Source organism: Leptospira sp. WS58.C1, from assembly GCF_040833995.1.
Taxonomy (GTDB): domain Bacteria; phylum Spirochaetota; class Leptospiria; order Leptospirales; family Leptospiraceae; genus Leptospira_B; species Leptospira_B cinconiae.
Genome location: NZ_CP162137.1, coordinates 1,894,945 through 1,916,782, shown reverse-complemented (window position 1 = coordinate 1,916,782; position 21,838 = coordinate 1,894,945). Strand labels below are relative to the sequence as shown.

At 42.4% G+C, this 21,838-nt stretch carries 16 protein-coding genes and 1 tRNA gene; 11 read left to right on the top strand and 6 right to left on the bottom strand.

The window, feature by feature from the left end; all coding sequences use genetic code 11:
- Positions 1–10: 10 nt before the first annotated feature.
- The 7 genes from AB3N61_RS08675 to AB3N61_RS08645 are packed head-to-tail and all read left to right on the top strand — an operon-like array spanning position 11 to position 7,856.
- Positions 11–373, top strand: a complete 363-nt coding sequence (locus tag AB3N61_RS08675; RefSeq protein WP_008591692.1) for a response regulator — start codon at positions 11–13, stop codon at positions 371–373.
- A 15-nt stretch (positions 374–388) separates the two neighbouring features.
- On the top strand, positions 389–772 hold the full coding sequence (locus AB3N61_RS08670; RefSeq protein ID WP_020768163.1) for an STAS domain-containing protein: 384 nt from the start codon (positions 389–391) through the stop codon (positions 770–772).
- Entirely contained in the window at positions 772–2,877 is a 2,106-nt protein-coding gene (locus AB3N61_RS08665) for a chemotaxis protein CheA (protein WP_367897350.1), read from the top strand. The genes AB3N61_RS08670 and AB3N61_RS08665 overlap by 1 nt, the downstream gene beginning before the upstream one ends.
- Before the next feature lie 51 nt (positions 2,878–2,928).
- Positions 2,929–5,805, top strand: coding sequence for a methyl-accepting chemotaxis protein (locus AB3N61_RS08660; protein WP_412758364.1), 2,877 nt, complete (start codon positions 2,929–2,931; stop codon positions 5,803–5,805).
- An 11-nt stretch (positions 5,806–5,816) separates the two neighbouring features.
- Complete coding sequence (locus tag AB3N61_RS08655; RefSeq protein ID WP_020768261.1) at positions 5,817–6,326, top strand: chemotaxis protein CheW; 510 nt, start codon at positions 5,817–5,819, stop codon at positions 6,324–6,326.
- Positions 6,327–6,329: 3 nt separating this feature from the next.
- On the top strand, positions 6,330–6,821 hold the full coding sequence (locus AB3N61_RS08650; RefSeq protein ID WP_367897349.1) for a chemotaxis protein CheD: 492 nt from the start codon (positions 6,330–6,332) through the stop codon (positions 6,819–6,821).
- A gap of 6 nt (positions 6,822–6,827) precedes the next feature.
- Complete coding sequence (locus tag AB3N61_RS08645; RefSeq protein ID WP_367897348.1) at positions 6,828–7,856, top strand: protein-glutamate methylesterase/protein-glutamine glutaminase; 1,029 nt, start codon at positions 6,828–6,830, stop codon at positions 7,854–7,856.
- 31 nt (positions 7,857–7,887) lie between these two features.
- On the opposite strand, the gene AB3N61_RS08640 is transcribed toward AB3N61_RS08645, so the two are convergent.
- The 5 genes from AB3N61_RS08640 to AB3N61_RS08620 form a co-directional block, all read right to left on the bottom strand.
- On the bottom strand, positions 7,888–10,629 hold the full coding sequence (locus tag AB3N61_RS08640; RefSeq protein WP_367897347.1) for a biotin/lipoyl-containing protein: 2,742 nt from the start codon (positions 10,627–10,629) through the stop codon (positions 7,888–7,890).
- Positions 10,630–10,635: 6 nt separating this feature from the next.
- Positions 10,636–12,288 carry an acyl-CoA carboxylase subunit beta gene (locus AB3N61_RS08635; RefSeq protein ID WP_036088716.1) on the bottom strand — a complete coding sequence of 551 codons (1,653 nt, stop codon included), beginning with the start codon at positions 12,286–12,288 and terminating at the stop codon, positions 10,636–10,638.
- 65 nt (positions 12,289–12,353) lie between these two features.
- Positions 12,354–12,683, bottom strand: a complete 330-nt coding sequence (locus AB3N61_RS08630) for an STAS domain-containing protein (protein WP_020768281.1) — start codon at positions 12,681–12,683, stop codon at positions 12,354–12,356.
- A gap of 13 nt (positions 12,684–12,696) precedes the next feature.
- Complete coding sequence (locus AB3N61_RS08625; protein WP_367897346.1) at positions 12,697–15,465, bottom strand: SpoIIE family protein phosphatase; 2,769 nt, start codon at positions 15,463–15,465, stop codon at positions 12,697–12,699.
- Between the two features lie 11 nt (positions 15,466–15,476).
- The gene (locus tag AB3N61_RS08620) at positions 15,477–15,782 is read right to left on the bottom strand and encodes a hypothetical protein (RefSeq protein ID WP_020768405.1); all 306 of its coding nucleotides are present in this window, start codon (positions 15,780–15,782) and stop codon (positions 15,477–15,479) included.
- A 62-nt stretch (positions 15,783–15,844) separates the two neighbouring features.
- Between AB3N61_RS08620 and AB3N61_RS08615 the strand changes: the two genes are divergently transcribed.
- From AB3N61_RS08615 to AB3N61_RS08600, 4 genes are all read left to right on the top strand, one after another.
- A tRNA-Ala gene (locus tag AB3N61_RS08615) sits at positions 15,845–15,920 on the top strand.
- 52 nt (positions 15,921–15,972) lie between these two features.
- Entirely contained in the window at positions 15,973–16,659 is a 687-nt protein-coding gene (locus AB3N61_RS08610; RefSeq protein WP_367897345.1) for a hypothetical protein, read from the top strand.
- Positions 16,660–16,661: 2 nt separating this feature from the next.
- Positions 16,662–17,192 (top strand): peptide deformylase, encoded by a 531-nt coding sequence (def, locus tag AB3N61_RS08605; protein ID WP_020768433.1) that lies wholly within the window; start codon positions 16,662–16,664, stop codon positions 17,190–17,192.
- A gap of 37 nt (positions 17,193–17,229) precedes the next feature.
- Entirely contained in the window at positions 17,230–20,607 is a 3,378-nt protein-coding gene (locus tag AB3N61_RS08600) for an efflux RND transporter permease subunit (RefSeq protein WP_367897344.1), read from the top strand.
- Between the two features lie 22 nt (positions 20,608–20,629).
- On the opposite strand, the gene AB3N61_RS08595 is transcribed toward AB3N61_RS08600, so the two are convergent.
- Positions 20,630–21,829, bottom strand: coding sequence for a polysaccharide deacetylase family protein (locus AB3N61_RS08595; protein WP_020768028.1), 1,200 nt, complete (start codon positions 21,827–21,829; stop codon positions 20,630–20,632).
- Positions 21,830–21,838: the final 9 nt, after the last annotated feature.

Below are 21,838 nucleotides of genomic sequence, written 5' to 3'. Positions count from 1 at the left end.
GAAGGAGAATATGAAAAAAATCTTAATCGTTGATGATTCGGCCGTATTCCGAAAGATACTTACCCTCCATCTTTCTCAGGCTTCCTTTTCCGTTATTGAAGCGGAAGACGGATTACAAGGTCTTGAAAAGTTGAAAGAAGGCAAAGTGGATCTCGTAGTTAGCGATATGAATATGCCTAATATGAACGGTATATCGTTTGTAAAGGCGATCAAGGAAGACTCGAACCATAAATTTGTTCCGATCATCATGCTGACCACCGAATCACAAGATGAGCTGAAAAATGAAGGTTTAAAAGCCGGTGCAAAAGCTTGGCTTACTAAACCTTTTTCTCCCGAAGAACTTTTAAAAACCATACAGGTTTTACTCGTATAATCACGGGAAAATGTTATGTCTTTGGAAATAAAAGTATCAGAACTCGGCCAAAAAAACTCCAGACCGATCTTTCATCTGGAACTTTCAGGAGAGGCTTCTATTTATTTTGTATTAGATTGGAAATCCAAAATACAATCTCTTTTGGATAAAAATCCGATCCGGATCGAGATCGATACTTCTTCTTTGGAAAAGGTAGACTCCAGTTTTGTTCAATCTTTAATTTTGCTAAAAAAGGATTCCCTGGATAGATCTTGGGATCTCGCCATATTAAATCATCCGAAGTGTCTATTAGAATTTTATGATCTATACGGTTTGATCGGCTTCTTTCAGGATCGTATAAGAATATCCAAAAAAGATTCTTCTGAATTTAAGTTCTCTTACGGATTGGAGAAAGTGTGATGGACCTTTCCGAAATCAAAGAAGCATTTATACAGGAATCTCTCGAATTATTATCCGGAGCCGAATTGTTTCTTTTGCGTATGGAAAAAGGAGATTTCGACGAAGAAGCAATTCATTCCATGTTCCGGTCTGTCCATACCGTAAAAGGAACCGCTGGAATGTTCGGATATGAATCCATAGAAGAATGTTCTCATGAGTTGGAAACTCTATTAGATCTTGCCAGGTCGGGAAAAACCGAATTAGACCCGACTAAGATAGATTTTTTGTTAAGGGCAATAGATCATTTAAAACGAATTGTAGGAGATCCAACCCCGGGTAATAATTTACCTCCTGAATTGGATGCGGAACAGATAAAAATTCTAAGAGAAGCTCAAGGATTTACGGGAAAAAACTCAGACAAAAAGAAAACAAACGATCCGGTAGAACATCCAACTGGAGAGAATTCGGAGAAAAAAGGAGCGGTTAACTCTTACTGGCAAGTCACATTTTTTCCAGGTGCAAATATCTTCAAAGATGGAATGGATCCGTTCTCTTTTTTGAAATACCTGAGAAAGATCGGTGAGATCAAAAACTTATACGTTTATAAGACAAAACTGCCGGATTGGAATAGCTGGGATCCTGAAAATTGTTACATAGGTTACGAGGTTCAGCTTGATTCTAACTCAGAGCGGAAGGATCTGGAATCGGTTTTTTCTTTCGTAAAGGATTCTTCCTTTTTAAAGATTGTATCTCCGCATTCTTCGGAAGAGATATTTTATTCGATCGCAAACGAGATACCTTGCAAAAAAGAAGAATATTTTAAGGCATTGGAATTACAAGGGCTTCACATCCAAGCGCCAATTTCCGTACATTCTTCGGAAATTCCGAAAGAACAAACTTCTTCCAAAAAGTCGGAAGGTGAAAAATCACAAACTACGCAGATCGTTCCTAAGCTGATCCGTATCGACTCCGCGAAAGTGGACCAATTAGTAAACCTTGTCGGAGAATTGATCATCTCCGAGGCAAGCCTTGGTCGTTTACTTGCTGAAAAAGAAGACTCAGACTTAAACGAATCGGCTGAATTATTATCCAGGCTTGTGGGAGAGATCCGAGAAACAGCGATGGCACTTCGGATGGTTCCTATCGGCGAACTTTTTGAAAAATATCGAAGGACCGTTAGAGATATTTCTTTGGAGCTCGGAAAGGAAGTCGACTTCGAAATTTTAGGCGGAGAAACGGAACTCGACAGGTCCGTGATCGAAAAAATAAACGATCCGATCGTTCATATATTGAGGAACGCATTGGACCATGGAATAGAACCCAGCCAAGAGAGAACGAATCTAGGAAAGTCAAAAAGAGGAAAATTAAAGATACAAGCCTCCCACTCGACAGGAAGTATTTCGATAGAGATCTCGGATGACGGAAAAGGGATCAACCATGAAAAAATCAGAGAAAAAGCGATCGAAAAAGGTTTAATAGAATCAACCCAAGTATTAAACGAACAAGAAATTTTTAATCTAATCTTCCAGCCCGGATTTTCAACGGCGGAATCCGTTACTAGCCTTTCAGGCAGAGGTGTTGGAATGGATGTGGTACTTAGAAATATCGAATCCTTAAGAGGATCCGTGAACGTACAATCGGAATTCGGAAAAGGTTGTGTATTCTCCATTCGTCTTCCGCTTACACTTGCGATCATCGATGGGTTCTTAGTCAGATCTTGTGATTCATATTTTGTAGTACCGATGGATTGGGTAAGAGAGACCATGGAGTCGGAGCTCCTACTTCTTCCTGACGAGATTTCAGGTTCTATTAATTTAAGAGGGGAAGTTCTCCCTATTCTACATTTGGGAAGATTTTTAGGACTCCCCGATCCGGATGAAGGAAGAAAAAACGTACTCATTCTCGAACATGACGGCAGGAATTTCGGGATATTAGTCAATGACTTACTTGGTGAAATTCAATCCGTAATCAAACCTTTGAATGAAATTTTCAAAGGGATCCAATGTATCAGCGGAACATCCGTTTTAGGGACCGGAAAGATCGCGTTCATTCTGGACGTACCTGGTCTTCATTCCCTTTTAAAAATCCAAAGAACTAATCTAAGAGATAGAACATTCGCACGTTGAAAAAACTGCGATCGATAAGGAAATAATTAATTTATAGCGTGGGTAAATCGTATGGAACAGGGTAAATTAAAACTAAGTGTGCTTGTTTGGTCTTTGCTGTTGGGAATATTTCTCACATTCGGATCATCCGGTTGGAGTTATTTATATGATCACGGTTTTGAAACGGGATCTTCGAATAAAATTTCGGTATCTTCCGAAACAATACACTCGGAATTAAAGGATTATCAATCAGGTCTGTATTCTCTATTTCTCCCCGACCAAAGTAGAGAATCCCTTTTTTCTAAATTAGAAAATCTGAAATCGATCCAAGCAACGATCTTGTCGGATATAAATGAATATTCATCGGGTACTACGGATCCGAAAGACCTGCAACAATTCCAGAAGGATCTCGAGTCCCTTCAGGAAAGTATCCTAACTGCAAAAGGGGTTTTAGGGATCCAGGCAAAGGATACTAAAGAGATGTTTTTAAACCAGATTACGGATAATTCCCTGCCTAAATTCGAAAAGTTGAAATCCGATTGGGAAAAATTTTCAGTCTCCGTTCCTACCCCTGTTCGGCAAGAAGACCCCTTCTATTTTCATTTCCTGTTCGCAATATTCGGGACCCTTCTGCTACCTGCATTGGTGATTTACCTAAAACCTTTCTCTTCCGGAACTATTATTTCCAACGGTAAGTCCGACTCGGAAGAATTCATTCGAATCAGGACCGCTTTGGACAATGTGACTACAAATATCATGATGGCCGACCAAAACTTAAAGGTCACATACATGAATAAGTCCATACGAAAGATGTTCGGAAATGCGGAAGATGATATCAAAAAACAACTTAGCCAGTTCCGATTGGAATCTTTGATGGGTTCTAATATTGATAGCTACCATAAAAACCCCGCTCACCAAAGAAACATCTTAAAGGATCTGAACCAAACATTCCGTTCCAGTATCGAGATCGGAGGGAGAAGTTTTGATCTTATAGCAAATCCGATCCTGACCGAATCCGGGGATAGACTGGGAGCGGTTGTGGAATGGGCGGACGTAACGGAACAGAAAAAATTGTTGGAAGTCCGACGCCAGGAAAATGAAGAACTGACCCGTATCAAAGTGGCATTAGATAATACCAGTACGAACATCATGATCGCGGATACCCATCTGAATATAAAATATATGAATAAAGCGATAATGAAAATGTTTGAAATAGGTGAAACCGATATTAGAAAACAACTCAACAATTTCCATCTGAATAAACTTCTCGGATCGAATATAGATTCTTATCACAAAAATCCATCGCATCAAAGAGGAATACTTGCTTCCTTTACGAATACTTTCAAATCCAGCATAGAAATTGGAGGAAGGACATTCGATCTCATTGCAAACCCTATTCTTACTGAAAACGGAGATAGATTAGGAGCCGTGGTGGAATGGTCGGATGTAACCGAGCAGAAAAAGTTGACCGCAGCTAGGAAACTAGAAAATGACGAGCTTACTCGGATCAAGGTAGCATTGGACAACGCTTCCACGAATGTGATGATCGCGGATAACGAATTTAACATCAAGTATATGAATAAGGCAGTATATAAGATGTTCCAAAATAGCGAGGGGGATATTAGAAAACAATTAAGCGCATTTAACTTGCAAAGTTTGCTTGGAACTAATATCGATACTTTCCATAAAAACCCTGCTCATCAAAGAAACCTGCTCGCGAATTTGAATAGCACGTATGAGTCTTCCATAACCATCGGAGGAAGGTCATTCAATCTGATCGCAAATCCTATTTTAAGTTCCGAAGGGCAAAGATTGGGAGCTGTGGTGGAATGGTACGATGTCACTGCGGAGCTTGCGGTCCAAAAAGAAATAGAGGAGATCGTAGGTGCCGCCGCAAAAGGAGATTTTAAAACTAGAGTAAAATTAGAAGGTAAAGAAGGATTCTTTAGGACCTTGGGGGAAGGGATTAATTCATTCTTACAGGTCAGCGAGACCGGACTTAATGAAGTGGTAGAAGCTTTGGGAAGATTGGCTAACGGAGATCTGACTTCCAAAATAGAGAACGAATACTACGGAACGTTCGGCAAACTAAAAGAATACGGAAATACTACCGTGGATAAATTGAACGAGATCATGGGCGATATCGTTATGAAAGCCGGAAGTTTAGTCGGTTCTGCTACGGAGGTTTCATCCACAGCGAATTCTCTTAGCCAAGGAGCTTCCGAACAAGCCGCCTCCGTCGAAGAAACAACATCTTCGTTGGAAGAAATGACAGCTTCTATCGACCAAAATGCGAGCAATTCCAAACAAACGGAACAGATTGCTAGTCAATCCTCCAAGGATGCGGAAGAAGGTGGAAAATCAGTAACGGAAACTGTGACTGCAATGAAACAGATCGCTGAGAAAATTTCCATCATTGAGGATATTGCGTACCAGACAAATCTACTCGCGTTGAACGCCGCTATCGAAGCTGCGAGAGCGGGGGAACACGGACGAGGATTTGCAGTCGTTGCTTCGGAAGTTAGAAAATTAGCGGAAAGAAGCCAAAAATCGGCAAATGAGATCTCTAGTCTTGCGGTATCGTCGGTAGCAATCGCCGAAAAAGCGGGAAAACTCATAAGTGAGATTGTTCCGAATATTAGGAAAACGGCAGACTTGGTGCAAGAGATCACGGCTTCCAGCGAAGAACAGGCTTCCGGAGTGGTCGAGATCAATAAAGCAATGGGTCAATTGGATCAAGTTTCTCAACAAAATGCATCCGCATCGGAAGAGTTAGCCGCCATTGCGGAAGAAATGAATAGTCAGGCGGAATCCTTGAGGGAATCCGTATTATTCTTCCGATTGAACAAGGAATCGTTAGGAAAGGAGACTGCTGGAAACGGTGCCAAGAGTATTGCGGCCGTGAGGACTGTAAGTATCCCTGATAAGCCTAAGTTTGAGAAATATTGAGGTAGTAACGCTTGAGCACTTTCGAAGATAACCAGTATTTGACCTTTAAGATCGGAGAAGAAACTTTCGGAATAGGGCTTTTGAACGTAAAAGAGATCCTAGAATACACTCATGTGACCACCGTTCCTATGATGCCTACTTTTATACCGGGGGTAATCAATCTAAGAGGAAATGTGGTCCCTGTTTTGGATGTATGCGATAAGTTTTTCAGGAAAAAACATTCTCCGGACAAAAGGACCTGTATCGTGATCGTGGAAGTTCCTGAATCGATAAACGGAGCCGGTATGGATATAGGTCTAATCGTCGAATCCGTTTACGAAGTATTGGGGATACCTTCCAACGAAATCGAACCGCCTCCCACGTTCGGCTCCAGGATACGTGTTGATTTTCTATCCGGAATGGCGAGGCAGCCAACCGGATTTATTCTTTTATTGAACCTTCTCCGCTTATTGACCGTAGAAGAACTGACCGCATTAGAAGAGACAAGGGAAGAAGCGGCTAACGTAGTATCTGCCGGCTAAAAAATGGAACCTGAGATCGTACGGGATATTTTCCTACAACCGGGAGGTTTCTATTGGGGGGAAAATGGTACAAGGATCCGCACACTTTTAGGTTCCTGCGTAGCATTATGTTTTTGGCATCCTTATTCCAAAGTGGGCGGAATGGCTCATATCATGTTGCCGAAAAGACCCTCCCATATTACGGAGCCCCATCCGAAATATGCGGACGATGCGCTGGAAACTTTCCTAAAACAATTCCAAAAATTAGGAGAAAGACCCGGCAGATTCGTTTGCAAAGTTTTCGGCGGTGCGTCCATGTTCTCCCCCGAAGAAGATAAAATTGAGGAAGTAAAGAGGATCGTGGAAATCGGCGAAAAGAATGTGGAATCCGTATTGGATTTAGTCCGCAAAGCGAATATAGATCTAACAGCTTCCAATATCGGAGGTAAATCTCACCGAAAAATATATTTCTCCCTTTGGGACGGAGAAGTATACATGGAAAATCCAAAAAGTTAGTAAAACATGATATACGTATATATTATCGACGATTCCGCAGTGGTCCGATCCGTACTCAAACAGGTTCTGGAAATGAATTCGGATATAAAAGTGATCGGATCTTCTCCCGATCCGGTATTTGCTTTGGAAAAACTCGGAAAGTCGGAGAGATGGCCGGACGTAATTGTTTTGGATATCGAAATGCCAAGAATGGATGGGATCAGTTTTTTAAAAAAGATCATGCATACCCACCCTACTCCCGTATTGATCTGCTCTTCTCTTGCGGAAGAAGCTTCCGAAACGGCTTGGATCGCGTTAAAAGAAGGAGCTGTAGGAATTGTTACGAAACCGAAAATTGGTCTTAAAGATTTTTTAGAAGATTCTGCGATCTATCTGGGAGAATGTGTACGCTCTGCTTCCATTTCCAAGCTGAAACATCAAATTTTTTCTCCTCCTGCCAGAACGGATGGACTTGATTTTACGAAAATTGCAACTACCGACAAGATAGTGGCAATAGGAACTTCCACGGGCGGAACGATCGCTTTAGAGGAAATTCTCACTTCCCTTCCTGCTAATAGTCCCGGAATAGTCATTGTACAACATATGCCTGAAAAATTTACGGAGGCATTTGCGAATCGGTTAGATAAGATGTGTAAAATTACGGTAAAAGAAGCACGGGACAGGGACAGGGTCCAAGAAGGAGTCGCACTCATTGCACCGGGGAACAAACATATGGAAGTTATTGGAAGTGGAGCGCAATTTATCGTAAGGATTTCGGATGGTCCATTAGTAAATCGTCATAGACCTTCCGTGGATGTATTATTCCATTCTGTTGCAAAAAATGTGGGGAGAAACGCAAAGGCATTTCTACTTACCGGTATGGGAGCCGACGGTGCTGCAGGTCTCTTAGAGATCAGAAAAGCCGGAGGAAGAACGATTGCTCAAGACGAAACAAGTTCTGTCGTATTCGGTATGCCAAAGGAAGCGATAGAAAGAGGGGCTGCGGAAAAGATACTTTCCTTAAAAGATATACCTGCCGAGATTCTCACAGGTTAAAATTCCCGCAAGAATCTCGGATATTAGTAACTTAAAGAAGGGAGAAAGTCACTTTATTCTTTCTGTCTTGGATCTCTTCCGGAGTTTCTACCTTTAAGACCTCGTCCGGAACGATCTTGAAGATGGTCTGTCCTTTTTGTATGATCTTTCCGTCGCTATCCTTCAGGATCACTTCTTTAATGGTCCCAGAGAATGGAGCGGTGATCTTATTGAACATTTTCATAACTTCTACGATAAATAAAGGTTGGCCAGCTTTAAAATGCTCGCCTTCTTTAACCATAGGAGGTAGATCCGGAGCTTCTTTCGAATAGAACATTCCACCCATTGGTGAAACGATCTCGTCGGAACTTGCTTTCGGAGCAGGCGCCAAAAATTTAATATATGCGTCTCTTGTTTCCGCTTTTCTAAATTCCTCAGGGATCACAGGCTCTAAGTTCTCATCCACTCCCAGTTTATAGAAACCGGATTTGTTTCCAAGATTCGGAATAAGTTTCAACAATTCCAATCCGATCTGGAAACCTTTATGAGAGGAAATTGCTTTTGTCCAAACGGATGCATCCACTCCGGCCGGAGCCTTTCCTCCTAGGATAGAATCCCAATCCGGAGAATCGGCTTGCTTACCGGTCAGTTTTTCTAGTTCTTTATAAAAAGATAATGCAGATTGCAAAACTTTCTGGTCATGATCCCAAATCTGTTCGGAAGGTGATTGGTGTAATTCTCCTTCCATGTGCAGATAATAGTATAGATCGGAAAGAATATGGACCGGGTTTCTAAGCCAAACTACTTGGTCTTTTTCGATCTTCCAGGAAGTATTCTCATGATATCCTAAGAATCCGGCTAATACATGCGCATCTGCAAGCAACTCACTGATCGGCCTTGTGATCAAGGTGAGCTTACGGGAAAGAACCTTCTTTCCTTCCGCGGGAGCATTCGAAAGGATTTTTGTCCAAGCTACTTCCAGATCCACATCTTTGCCTAGGCTCTCTAATGCACCGACTGCCGCCAGATAAGAGATCATAAATGCTGTAGAAGGTTTGAATAAAGGGTCTTTTCCTAAGATCCAATGGATCAAACCATAATGAACAAGTAAGTTAGTCTGTAGATCTTGGCCTCTAAGTTCCGTCTTTCTGAGAATATTACCAAGTCTGCGAAGGTTATCTTCCCTACTTGTACCATAAGTTATCAAAAGTGCTATGTTGGAATCGTAAGCTCCGGCCACTTTATAGTGTACGAATAAGCCTGTATCGGGGTTTCTAACGGAGATGCCTTGGTCGTCCCTGATCTCTTCCGGTAGAGGTTTAGACCAACCTAAAATAACTCCACCAGCGTGCGGCTGGATCGCCTTATTAGTAGCATTGATACGAACTTCCGCGCCGGAAATATTTCTTACGATACGTTCCGGTTTCGGAAGTCTTTTCCCGTGAAGCGAAATAAGTGCCATTGCTTCGATCAAACTATCTACGATAAAAAATTCGGATTTGTTTTCAGGATTTGTGAACTTTAATGAATACACCATCTCTGTGACCCTGTGCTCTACCTGGATCCTGGTGTTCATTTCCATGAAGAAGTGGTTTGTTCCTTCTACGATCAACTCGAAGGTGGACACACTATTTAAAGCCACAGCTTGTCCAAACCTCTCGGATTGTTCTTCCATTTCTTTCAGGACTTGAAGATCGGCTTTTATGATCTCGGCTTTTTTAGGAGATGTTTTTTCAAGTACTGCGATCTCGTTTTGCAGAAGTTCCTGGGTAAGAGATATCTCCAAAAGTTTCTGCTCATGCATTTGAACGGAACAGTCCCTTCCTCCGAGAGCAAGACACCACTCTCCGTTACCGATCAACTGTATCTCGTTGTGTCTGGTCTTTTCGATATTTAATTCTATCAAAAAGTTCCGATTGGAACCGGGAGCGGTTACTTTAGATTCCGATAAAATTTCCTGTACTGCCGTTTTTACTTCTTCCGGTTTGGAAACTACCCTTTGGCCCTTTCCGCCGCCGCCGCCCACGTATTTAAAACGAATTCGGTTACTTGGATATTTTTTCCAGATCTCCGAAGCTTCAATTTCAGCCTGAGCCTGTAATTCGGGAATGGTAACTAATTCTACGATCTTTTCGTATCCGGCGTATAATAAGGTTTCCGCATTTTCTTCTAAGGAGACGGAAGGATTATAAGTAAAGTCCAATCCTTTTTCTTTCGCAAGAGCGGTTAACGCCTTTTCATCTTTTGCTTTTTTGAGAAGACAAGTAGCGGAGATCGTATCAACACCCGGAGTCACGGAAACATTCAGCTTACGAGCGAGCTTTTTTGCCTCGTCCTTTGAACCCGCCTGGTGGGCAACATGGGAAGAAGGTCCCATGAATGTAATTCCGCTCTCCTCGATCGCCTCTATGAACTCGGAATCTTCCGCCATAAATCCGTAACCGGCAAAAATATGAGTGTAATCGTTCTCTTTTGCGATCTGGATGATTTGTTTGATCCTAGCTGCTTTTTCTTCCGCACCGGCTCCCATATAATCTGGAACTCTGTGAATATTGGAAGGAAATCTGAAGTCCCTCAGCTCCGGAGCAAGTGCCATCGGATAGACGACTGAGTCTTTTTCGGAAAGCAAGATACCGTATTCTCTGATCCCTATTTGGTCGAAAATTTCCATTGCCTCTTTTCGGACTGGGCCTCGGCAAACGATCAAACATTTGATCGTTTGCAATGAGAATGAATGGATCCAAGGAGAAGTAGATTCGCGAAATGTAATGCGCCGATTTTGGTAGTCGATCATCTTTGTTTACTCGAATTCCCTTTGAGGTCCGGACATTGGTCCGGGTTTATAGTGTCGGATTAAATAATCTAGATTTTGGAATAGGATGTTTCTCGTGGTTCCCGGAAGAACGATCCTAGAAACGGAGCCTAAAGATAAAGCTTCCTTAGGGTTCATGAGATCTTTCTCATATTTTAGAGAGAGAATTTGCAGTTTTTTATCCCTGGTCGCTGCGGCATCCTTTTCAGAAACGCCATTCTTCAGATTTTCCTTATATTCTTTTTGGATCGCGGTAATCTCGTCCTTATAGACGTAATCCTTACCTGCAGGTCCCATTACCGCAATCCTTGCGGTCGGAAGTGCAAACACCATGTCTGCGCCCGTATGATAAGAGTTAAAACTTGCGTAAGCTCCACCGAAGGCATTTCGGATGATCAGAGTCAATCTTGGAGTACGAATATCAATGATCGAATCCAAAAGTTTTCTTCCTTCCAAAACGATACCGTTCTGCTCTTGCTCTTTTCCGGGCAAAAATCCGGTGGTGTCCTCTAAGAATATTAAAGGAATATTATATACATTGCAAAAGCGGATAAATCTTGTACCTTTTCTTGCCGCACCGATATCGATCTGACCGGAAGAAACGGCGGAATTATTCGCTACGAATCCTACTACATGCCCACCCAATCTACCGAATGCGGTGACCAGGTTTCTGGATCTTTGAGGCTGGATCTCGAAGTATTGTCCATGGTCACAAATATTCTGAATATACAATGTGATATCGAAAGGAGTGTTCATCCCGGTCGGAGAATTGAATGTCTTTTTGAATAATATTTCTTCTTCGTAGATAAATCGGTCCGTAGGATCGGAAGTAGGATGGAAAGGTGCTGCACTAGAGCTATTATCGGGAATATATGATAGAAGTCTAAGTGCTGTCCTCAATGCTCCTAATTCGTCGTTCGTAACTAGGTCTACTACCCCGCTTTGTCCATGGACTTTTGGTCCTCCCAAATCGTCCGCGCTGATGTCCTCACCTAAAACCGATTTAACGACTCCAGGACCGGTCAATCCGAAGAATGTATTCTCCGGTTGGATCATAAAGGAACCTTGTCTTGGAAGATAAGCTCCACCACCCGCGTTAAATCCGAACATAAGCATTAAGCTAGGAACCACACCGCTGATCTTTCGGAGTGCGGTAAATGCTTCCGAATATCCGTCCAGACCACCTACTCCTGCAGGAACATATGCACCTGCCGAATCGTTCATTCCGATCAGGGGAATTCCATGTTCCCCTGCCATGTAGATAAGTCTTGCGAGTTTATTTCCGTTCGTAGCATCCATGGACCCAGCTCTAAGAGTGAAGTCATGTCCGTAAATTGCTACGTCCCTTCCGTTAATATTTAAAATACCTGTGATTAAGGAAGCCCCGTCTAAATTTTTTCCCCAGTTTTGGTAGAGAATATTGGGTTCCGAATTGGTAAGCACCTTGATCCTTTCCCAAACGGTCATTCTTCCTTTGGAATGTTGTACTAGGATCCTATCCGTTCCTCCTCCTTGCAGAGGTTTTTCCAATAATTCTTTGCCCATTGCATTGGCATCGTCGTAAATACTGGAGACGGGTTGGGATTCCGATGATTCAGAAGTGTGAAACGGATTATCTAAAGAGTACGCTTGTTCCGACATACGGTACACAGTTTTTAGAGAAAGGCCAGGGAGGAAAGCTAAAAACCGCGGTTCGGTAGACCGATTTATTGGAGGCTAGAATCCACAGTATCATAGATCCGAAAAAGGGAATCCATATCTATGATCTCAAAAACCTTACGAACTGCGGGACGCAATGCCGCTAGCTTAAGTTGTATCTCCCTTTCCTTACAAACTCTTAAGGAACCTACGATAACTCTTAAACCGGCGGAGGAAACAAACTCTACATTGGACATATCCAGGACGATATTGGACTCAGTGGCTTTTCGGATATGATCCATGAACGCCTGTTCCACCTTATGGGTATTGTGAACGTCCATATTTCCAATTAGATGGATCACTCTTGAGTTTCCTTTGATTTCTACCGTCAGTTCCATTTTGCCCCCATCGTTAGCGGAAAAATTTTTGGAGAGTGAGTATGTTTCTTCCCTCTTCCATTTTATAATCCACCACGTCCATCAATGTCTCTATCAGATACACACCGAATCCGCCTTTTCTTTTTCCGGAGAGGTTCTCCTCGATGGACGGGTCTTTCACGTTCGTTCTGTCGAATCCTTTTCCGGAATCGGTCAGCACGATCGTGATAGAATCTTCAGTGAACCGAATTTTACAATCGAATTTCGGATTTCTGAGCAGAGTATCTTTATATCCGTGGATCACAATATTTGTGGCTGCCTCGTCCCCCGCTAAAAGAATATCGTCTCTTAAAAAATCAGGTAAATTTCTGACCTTGATCGCATCGTATATAAATTCTCTAAAGATCGGAATTTGCGCGGTATTTGCATCGAATGTCCTGAAAAATTGGAAATCGTTATTGTACTTCAATAGAAGCACGGTGAAATCGTCGAAAGGTTCTTTTCCGGCGGAAAATTTTCGAATGGTAGCGTACAATTCTTCCACAATTTTCTGGGCGGGAAGATGTCTTCTGGATTTGATCTCTTCTATCATTCTTTCCAGACCGAACTCATTTCCCTGGGCGTCTTTTTCCTCTACCGCACCGTCCGTATAAAGAACGAAAATATCTCCCGGTTTGACCGTAAAATTTCCGCCCTTGTATTTAGCGGTCGGGATCACACCGAGCGGAGGCCCCTGTCCTTTTAGTAACTCGTAAGAGCCGTCTTCCTTGATCCAGACCTGATCGTTATGACCTGCGGAGGCGTATTCAATCGTAAACAAGGAAGGATTATAATGAATGAAGAATGCGGTGACGAACATTCCAAAATGGGAATCTTCGAAGATAAGTTCATTTCCCTGTCTTAAAATTTCTTCGGGACTGAGATCGTGATTTCTCGCAAGGGTTCGGATGATAGAAGAACTCATCGCCATAAAAAGTGCTGCCGGAAGACTTTTCCCGGAAACATCAGCGATCAGAAAGGAATATTGCCCGTCGCTGTACTGGTAATAATCGTAAAAGTCCCCGGAAACATCTTTTGCCGGAACGGAAAAAATACCTAGGTCAAAGTTGGAATAAAATACTTTTTCGGAGGGAAGAATATTCTGCTGGATCTTCCGGGTAATTTCCATTTCTTGTTGGATCGCTTTTTTCTCCAACATCTCCGTTCTGAGACGGAATGCTTCGAATCCCTTGGTAAACTGGGAAGCCATGGTTTGTAATAATCGGAAGTCCGAATCCTGATAAGAAAGTTTATCCTTTCTATCTGCAACAGTCAAGGCCCCGTAAGGTTCTCCACTGGAAAGGAATAAGGGCACGATAATATAAGAACCTTTTAAATATCTTCTGTCCAACTCATGAGGGAAAGGTTGGTCCAAAATATCCCTTTTTAAAACAGGAAGACCTTCCTTGATGCTGGATAAAACTTGGGTACCGGAAATTTCTTCTTCCTGTACCCTGTCTATTTTTTCCGTTTCCCCGTCGTAATAGGCACAGTTGATAAAATTTTCTTTAGTAAGACTGTATAAGAAGATACCCGCAACACTCGCATCCAGCTCTCGGATGATCAACCGGATGGATTTTCGAACTAGACCTAAACGATTTGTAGAAAGACTGACTGCTTGGGAGAGTTCGAATAAGGATTCCAATTCGGAGACTTTTTTGCGAAGGTCCTTATTTGCATTCTCTAAGTTCTGTAAGAGTCCCGTCTTCTGAATGGCAAGTGCGGAAGTCCCGGAAAAACTTAAAAAAAGTTCCAGATCTTCTCCTGTAAACGTTTCTCTGTCCACGGTATTGATCGCTTCGATCACACCGATAACTTCGTCGTTGGCGACTAAGGGTGCTGCCATGATATTGCGAGTAGTGAATTGTGACGCTTTATCCACTTCTTTATAAACTCGATCATCATTTTGAGCGTCGTTAATGATCATCGGTTTACGTTCTCGAACGACTAAACCTGCCACGCCCTTTCCTACAGGAACTTGCATCTTTGTGACAGCTTCACTTTTTTCTCCAAGCACAGTGTGGAAGTAGAGATATTCCTTGGATTCATCCAGAAGAAGAACGCTACAAGCTTCGGTCCTAAACACCGTCTTTGAAGAAAGCATAATCGCTTCTAATAATTGGGAAAGATCTAAAGAAGAATTGATCAGTCCGGAAACACGGATCACTTCGGTAAGTAGGAAGTCGAAACGTTCCGACTGTCTTTTCGCCTGTGCCGCTTCCAATACCAACTGAGTGGTCGCAAGTAAGGAAAGAGTGACTAAGGAAGCGTCCCCGGATACATGAGATTCCTTTAATAGTCTTCCTACCGTTTTACAAGTAGTACGGAGAAGTTCAAAATCGGTCTTCGAAAAACGATCCGCTGTCGTTTTTCCTTGTAAGACTAAGACTGCGTAACTGGCACGATTTGTTTTAAGACTGGAATCGAGGTCATCTACTTTCAATCGGACCACTAAAAGTGGAAAGCTGCTTGGTACTTTAGCCCAAGGTGGTGTTTTACCTCTTTCTAAAAGTAGGTCTTTTCCGGATTGAGAGAATGCCCAATGTGCGGCTTCTACCAGCTCCTTTTCGTTACGACCCGAAATTTGTCGAATATTGGCAGACTCTGTTGTCGAAAATATACCGCCTAATTCTGCATGAGTGAGGGCAATTGCCTCTCTCAAAAAACTATCAAAGATAGAGGAGACCCCTAAACCTTCTTCTAAAAAGAAGGAACCGTCACTTCGACTTCTGAGAAGGGTCTCCTGTTTTTTGATCTGGGTCAAGGTCTAAAAAATTAGGATTGGAATTTAAGGGATTCTTCCCTTAATTTTTTATTAGCGTGTTCAAGTTCTTTGATCCGATTCATTGCGGATATTAATTCATCCCGGGATAAGTTAGTCACGATTGAAGTCGCATCGAAAGCTTCTTTAACATCCTTCAATTCTTGTCCGGAATACTGGATAATAGTCTCGTACATACGAATGATCTCGTCCGCATTTTCCAATTCTTGCTCGTTCAATCTTAAAACTTTTTCATAACCTTTGATGATATCGTTTTGGATTTTTATTTTTTTTTGTAGCTCATCGACGGAATCGCTCATCCGATTGCTCCTAAAATAATATATATTGACAGCATGCCCAAGGACACCAAGCTGGAATCAAAGGGGACGTAGCTCAGTTGGGAGAGCATTTGAATGGCATTCAAAAGGTCGGGGGTTCGATTCCCCTCGTCTCCACCACCTCAAGCCGAACCTAATAGATAGTTTCCATTCCTAATCACTGTCAAGACTAATGCGAGAGAATCATTGGACTTTTACCAGCCGGGGAAATCCCAAAAAAGACGAGGTGCTTTGGCTTCGGGACCCCTTACATTCTTTCGATCGTTCTTTTAGCCCGGAACTTTCCTCCGAATATTATCTTACTGTGGCGGAGGGTCCGGAAAAATTCTCCGGATTTACCAACGACGATATTCTGGATTTTCTGAAAAAACGAAAGAAGAAACAGATTCTCATTGCAGAAGGATTTTCTACGAGACTGGTATGGCCCCTTCTCACCCAGCCGAATGATAAAATATTTTCTACATTTCTGATCTTCCCGAATCCTATGCCGGTGTCCGGATACTCCACGTCCCTTTTGGAAAAAACGGATTGGTTTCTGCGGAATTTAACCCAGATCCCTAAGTTCTTTTGGGATCCTTTTGGATTGGAAAAACTCTGGAACGGTTTGGAGAAGGAAGATCTCTATTCCCAAAAAGCAAAATGTCCTGTAGGATTACTTCTTCCCAGAACCGTAGGACCCTTAGCTGACCAAGCCGAAATTTTACAAAACCTTTCTGTGGCAACCTCGGTGTTCAGATGGGAAGCTCAAAATCCCAAATTTTCGGAACCGACCGCTGGAATGCTGTCTAAAATCCTAGAACAGTTCTTAAAATCTGGTGGGCAAAAACCGGTGAAGGATAGCTCTAGGACAAGGTTCTGAAAATGTCAGTACGTAAAATTCTCAAAATCGGCGATCCCCTCCTCAGAAAGACAAGCGAAGATGTCCATCCCGACGAACTGGGAACCAAAGAGTTCAAAAAGTTGATCCGAGACATGTTCGATACGATGAGACATGCGGACGGTGTGGGCTTGGCTGCTCCTCAAATCGGTATCATGAAAAAGATCGTGGTTGTGGGTTCCGATCCTGAAGATGATAGTCCATCTAGGGTGCCGGAAAGGATTATCATCAATCCGGAGATCAAACCGATCACGGATTCGGTAGACGGTAATTGGGAAGGTTGTCTTTCCGTTCCCGGAATGAGGGGTTTTGTAGAAAGACCTAATAAGATCCAAATGAAATGGATGGATGAAAAAGGAAACTCCCACGAAGAAACGATCGAAGGATATTCCGCGATCGTATACCAACATGAATGCGATCATCTAAACGGAGTTTTGTACGTAGATAGATTAAAAAGTACAAAAATGTTCGGATTCAACGACTCCATGGAATTAAGCGGTCCTATCCTGGACTAAAATAACTTCTCCCCTAAATCCTCAAGCGGAAGCCCCTATGAAAAGTATCATCGAATATTTCCTCTCGAAAAGTATCTTCGTAAATTTACTCACAGTACTCATTATTCTTTCCGGAAGTTTCCTGGCCGTTAAGATGAATAGAGAAGCATTCCCGAATATCAACTTCGACATAGTTTCCATCTCCACATTGTATCTGGGAGCCTCTCCCCAAGAGGTAGAAAAACTAGTCACAAATCCTCTGGAAAAAGCGATCAAAGAAGTGGATGGGATCAAAGAATATAGATCCGCTTCTATCGAAGGTAGATCCGGTATCGTGATTACTTTGGATCCTGATACAAAAGATACCCAAAAGGTGGTGGATGATATCAAATCCGCCATTGACCGGGTAGAAGACCTTCCGGAAGAAGCCGAAGATCCAATTGTAACGGAGATCACGACCGCAAGGACCCCGGTGATCGAGGTTTCTATCACATTAAAAGAAGATGATGGATCTGTCGAGGCTGAGAAAAAATTACGTGCCCAGGCAAAGATCGTAGAGCAGGCGCTTTTGGATATTTCGGGCGTAGCAAAGGTTTCTCGTAGGGGTTGGAGAGAGACCGAAATGCAAGTGGATATTCTTCCGAATCGTTTGTCCGGATTTTATCTTACAGGCCAAGACGTAATTAACGCATTAAGAAATCGTAACGTTAACGTTCCTGGCGGAAATGTGACCGGTCTGGATAAGGAGATCATTCTTAGGACGATCGGCGAATTCGATACTCCGGATGAAATTTCCAGAGTACATGTTCGAGGAAACGAGATCGGTAATGCGATCCAAGTCCAGGATGTTGCCCGAGTAACGGAAGGTTTGCGGGAGGCGGATTATATTGAAAATGTAAACGGAACCAAAACCGTAGCTCTTACAGTCTTAAAAAGACAAAGTGCGGATGCGATCAAGGTAGTAGACAATGTAAAAGCCACCGTAGAAAAATTTCGCCAAGGTTCTCCTGAATTCCAATACGCATTCGTAAACGACCTTTCTAAATACATTCGACGCAGGTTGAACGTTCTTATTTCCAATGCTACATTCGGGATGATCTTAGTTACAGGATCTTTATTCTTCTTTTTAGGCTGGAGAGTGGCTTTGATGACCGCTCTTGGGATCCCGGTATCATTCGGCGCTACATTCTTCATCATGGACCAATTCGGGCTCACCCTAAATTTAATCTCGATGTTCGGTTTGGTCCTTGTAGTCGGGATCCTGGTGGATGATGCGATCATCATCTGTGAAAACGTATATCGATATATAGAAGAAGGTCTTCCTCCTTATGAAGCCACTCTAAAGGGAACCTTGGAAGTGGTTTCTCCGGTAACAGCAACCGTTACTACGACTATCGCTGCATTTGCCCCACTTCTATTCATGCCTGGTATTTTCGGTAAGTTCGTATTCAGTATTCCGCTTGTTGTAATCATTGCACTTTGTGCCTCGCTTGCGGAGGCGTTCTTCATTCTGCCGAATCACTTATACGATATCAATAAAGGCGGAGTAAAAGCTGGAGAAATTAAGGAAGAATCCGGATGGTTCTCTAAGTTTAGAAATACGAAATATGTTCCTGCACTTCGTTTCGCATTGAACAATCCTTGGAAAATGACGATAGGGATTGTTTTCTTGTTGATCGTTAGTTTTATCATCCAGATATTATTCTCTAAGTTTAAATTATTCCCCGGTTCCGTGGATCAGTTCTACGTAAAGGTCACCGCAAAAACCGGTGCAAGTCTAAATGAGACGTATCGTTATTTAGAAGTGATCGAAAAAGAGATCGCAAAAGTCCCTCAGGAAGATCTGGAAAATTATGCGACTCGTGTAGGGATCATCCAAGCTAATCCGAATGATCCTTTTACCAAAAGAGGAAAACATTACGGAATGGTAATGGCATATTTAACTGCGGAAGAAAACCGTAAAAAATGTCACAAAACGGACGATATCATCCAGAAAATTAGAAGAAAAACTCTCTGGTTACTCAACGAAACTTCTCGCAAAATTGAAGAAGAGAAGATCCAAAAAGAAGCGGCAGAGACCAAGAATCCTTGCGATGTTCCTGAACCTGTTGTTATTCCCGAAGAGTTTGAATCTCTTAGAGGGAAATTGGTCGCCTTAGAATATGAAAAAGTGTCCGGAGGCCCTCCGGTCGGAAAGCCTGTTGCGATCGAGATCAGGGGAGATAGTTACGATACTCTTCTGAAAATCGCATCCGAATACAAAGGTGTACTCGGAAAAGTAAAAGGAGTCACAGATATTGCAGACGACTTCAACGAGGGTAAGGACGAAGTCCGTATCCGGGTGAGCGAATCGCTTGCTTCCACCGCTGGAGTTTCGGTAGCCAGGGTCGCGCAAGCGATCAATACCGCATTCCAAGGGACTGTCGCCACTAAGATCAAAAGAACGGACGAAGAAGTAGAAGTAAAGGTACGTTTTCCCGAATCTTACCGGAAGTCAGTGGATAGTTTAAATCATGTATATGTTTCGAATTCCATCGGCAAAATGATCCCGGTATCCCGACTCGTCACGATGCAAAGACTTCCCGGGGTTTCCAATATCAATCACTTGGATGGAAAACGTTTAGTCACAGTCACCGCAAACTTAGCTGGTGGAAAACAGGCGAATTCCAGCGAGGCAAATGCTTCCGCTAAAAAATTAGCGGACCAAGAAAAGATTATCGAAAAATACCCGGGTTATATGGTCCGTTTCGGCGGAGAGAATAAAGACACGGAAGAATCCATGGGTTCCTTAGGATTTTTATTCTTCATGGCTTTACTAATCATGTACATCATCATTGCGTCTCAATTCGGATCTTTGATGCAACCGCTCGTGATAGGAAGCGCCATCCCCTTCTCCTTTATCGGAGTGATCTTAGCATTTGTAAGCCACGGAGAATCTTTCGGATTCTTAGCGATGCTCGGAATTGTGGGACTTGCGGGAGTTGTGGTTAATGATTCCATCGTTCTTGTGGACTTTGCAAACACTCTTCGAAAAGAAAATCCGAATAAGGACATTAAGGAAATCCTAGTAGATACGGGTAATTTAAGACTAAGAGCAGTTACCTTAACTACTGTAACTACAGTTCTTGGACTTTTGCCTACCGCGTACGGAATCGGAGGTTACGATCCATTCCTAGTTCCAATGGCTTTGGCTTTCGGCTGGGGACTTGCTTTCGCAAGTATCATCACATTGATCATGGTTCCCGTCTTTTATCTTCACCTGTATAATTTCCAGAGTTGGTTTTCCAAAAGAATGGAAAATTTAAGAGCCTGGTTGGATCGGATTTTTGCAGGTAAAAAAAGTTCTCAACGGGGAACGGTATATTTCCCAAGCCCGGAATTTGCAAGCGAGCCTGAGAAGATCGTAACGAATACAAGAGGCAAAAGAAAGAAGTAAATTAAAAACGAAAAGTGGCGTTTTAATCCTGCTTTTCGTTCAATACTTCCGGAACGGTTACGAATTTATAACCCTTGTTTAACATCGCCTGGATAAAATCGGGAAGTATATAGATCAATTTTTCGGATTGTCTAGGCGAACCCAAGTGCATCAAAATGATCGCACCGTTCATTCCATTTTTGTCCGAAGTTTCCCAGCGATATAAAAAATCCAACATCTCCTCTTTGGTTTTATAATGAGGATTTTGTACTAGTTTTGTTTTTCCGGTAGCGGTATCTTTTTTAGTAATATATTTTTTATATACGAAGTCGGGAACATCCAAGGAACCTACCGTATTATTACTCCAGAAAATATGATTTTCGTAACCTTGGGTGGCGTATACATCCAAGATGATCTGATCAACCGCACCATACGGTAACCTGTAATACTTGGTAAGTGTAAGTCCGGTAATGGTCCTGAATTTATCCTCTACGGACGTAAGTTCTTCCAAAAGAAGGTTGAAATCAGGGATCTCGTCAGCCACATAGCTTAGTAGTGCTCTTTTTCTAAGAGAGGATTCTTTTAAACTTCTAGGTAAATTAAAATGGCTCCAGGTATGATTTCCGAAGACCACTCTTCCGTCTAAGGCTGCTAATTTTTTCAGATATACTATATTAGTTTTGGAGAATAAAGATCCTCCTTTTTTAGCGGGATTCTCGTTGGAAACGAATAAGGTCACCTTGATCGGGAACCTCATCATAAATTCATAAAGTATTTGCAGATCCTCGCCGGTACCCAAATCGAATGTAAGGGAAATTTCCTTAAAATTCGGATTTCCTCTGCTGATATTTTTTCCCGTCCCGGGTTTCGGAATGACTGCTTGTAAAGAATTCAGGTTTTTATTAACTTCTTCACTTAAATCCCCGTCAGGAACATCGTCCAGAATGGAGGACTTAAAACGAAGCACCTCTTCTTCCCTTTGTTGTTCTTCCAATCGTAAACTTGTAATATCTTCCGAGAGAACGGAGATAACTTCGTTTTGTTTTTGAACCGTGTTTTGGAGAGAATCCAACCTTCTTGCCAAAGCAAAAACGGTGGTGATACTTAAGGTTAGGAAGAAGAATACGGAGGAGCCGATCCGAATTTGACGAAACTTTTTTTCCAGGACTTCCGACTCTACTTCGTTGTCCTGGATCTCTTTGATCGTCTTGGAAAGTACTGTGGATTCTTCTTCGCTGAGCATGTTCTGATT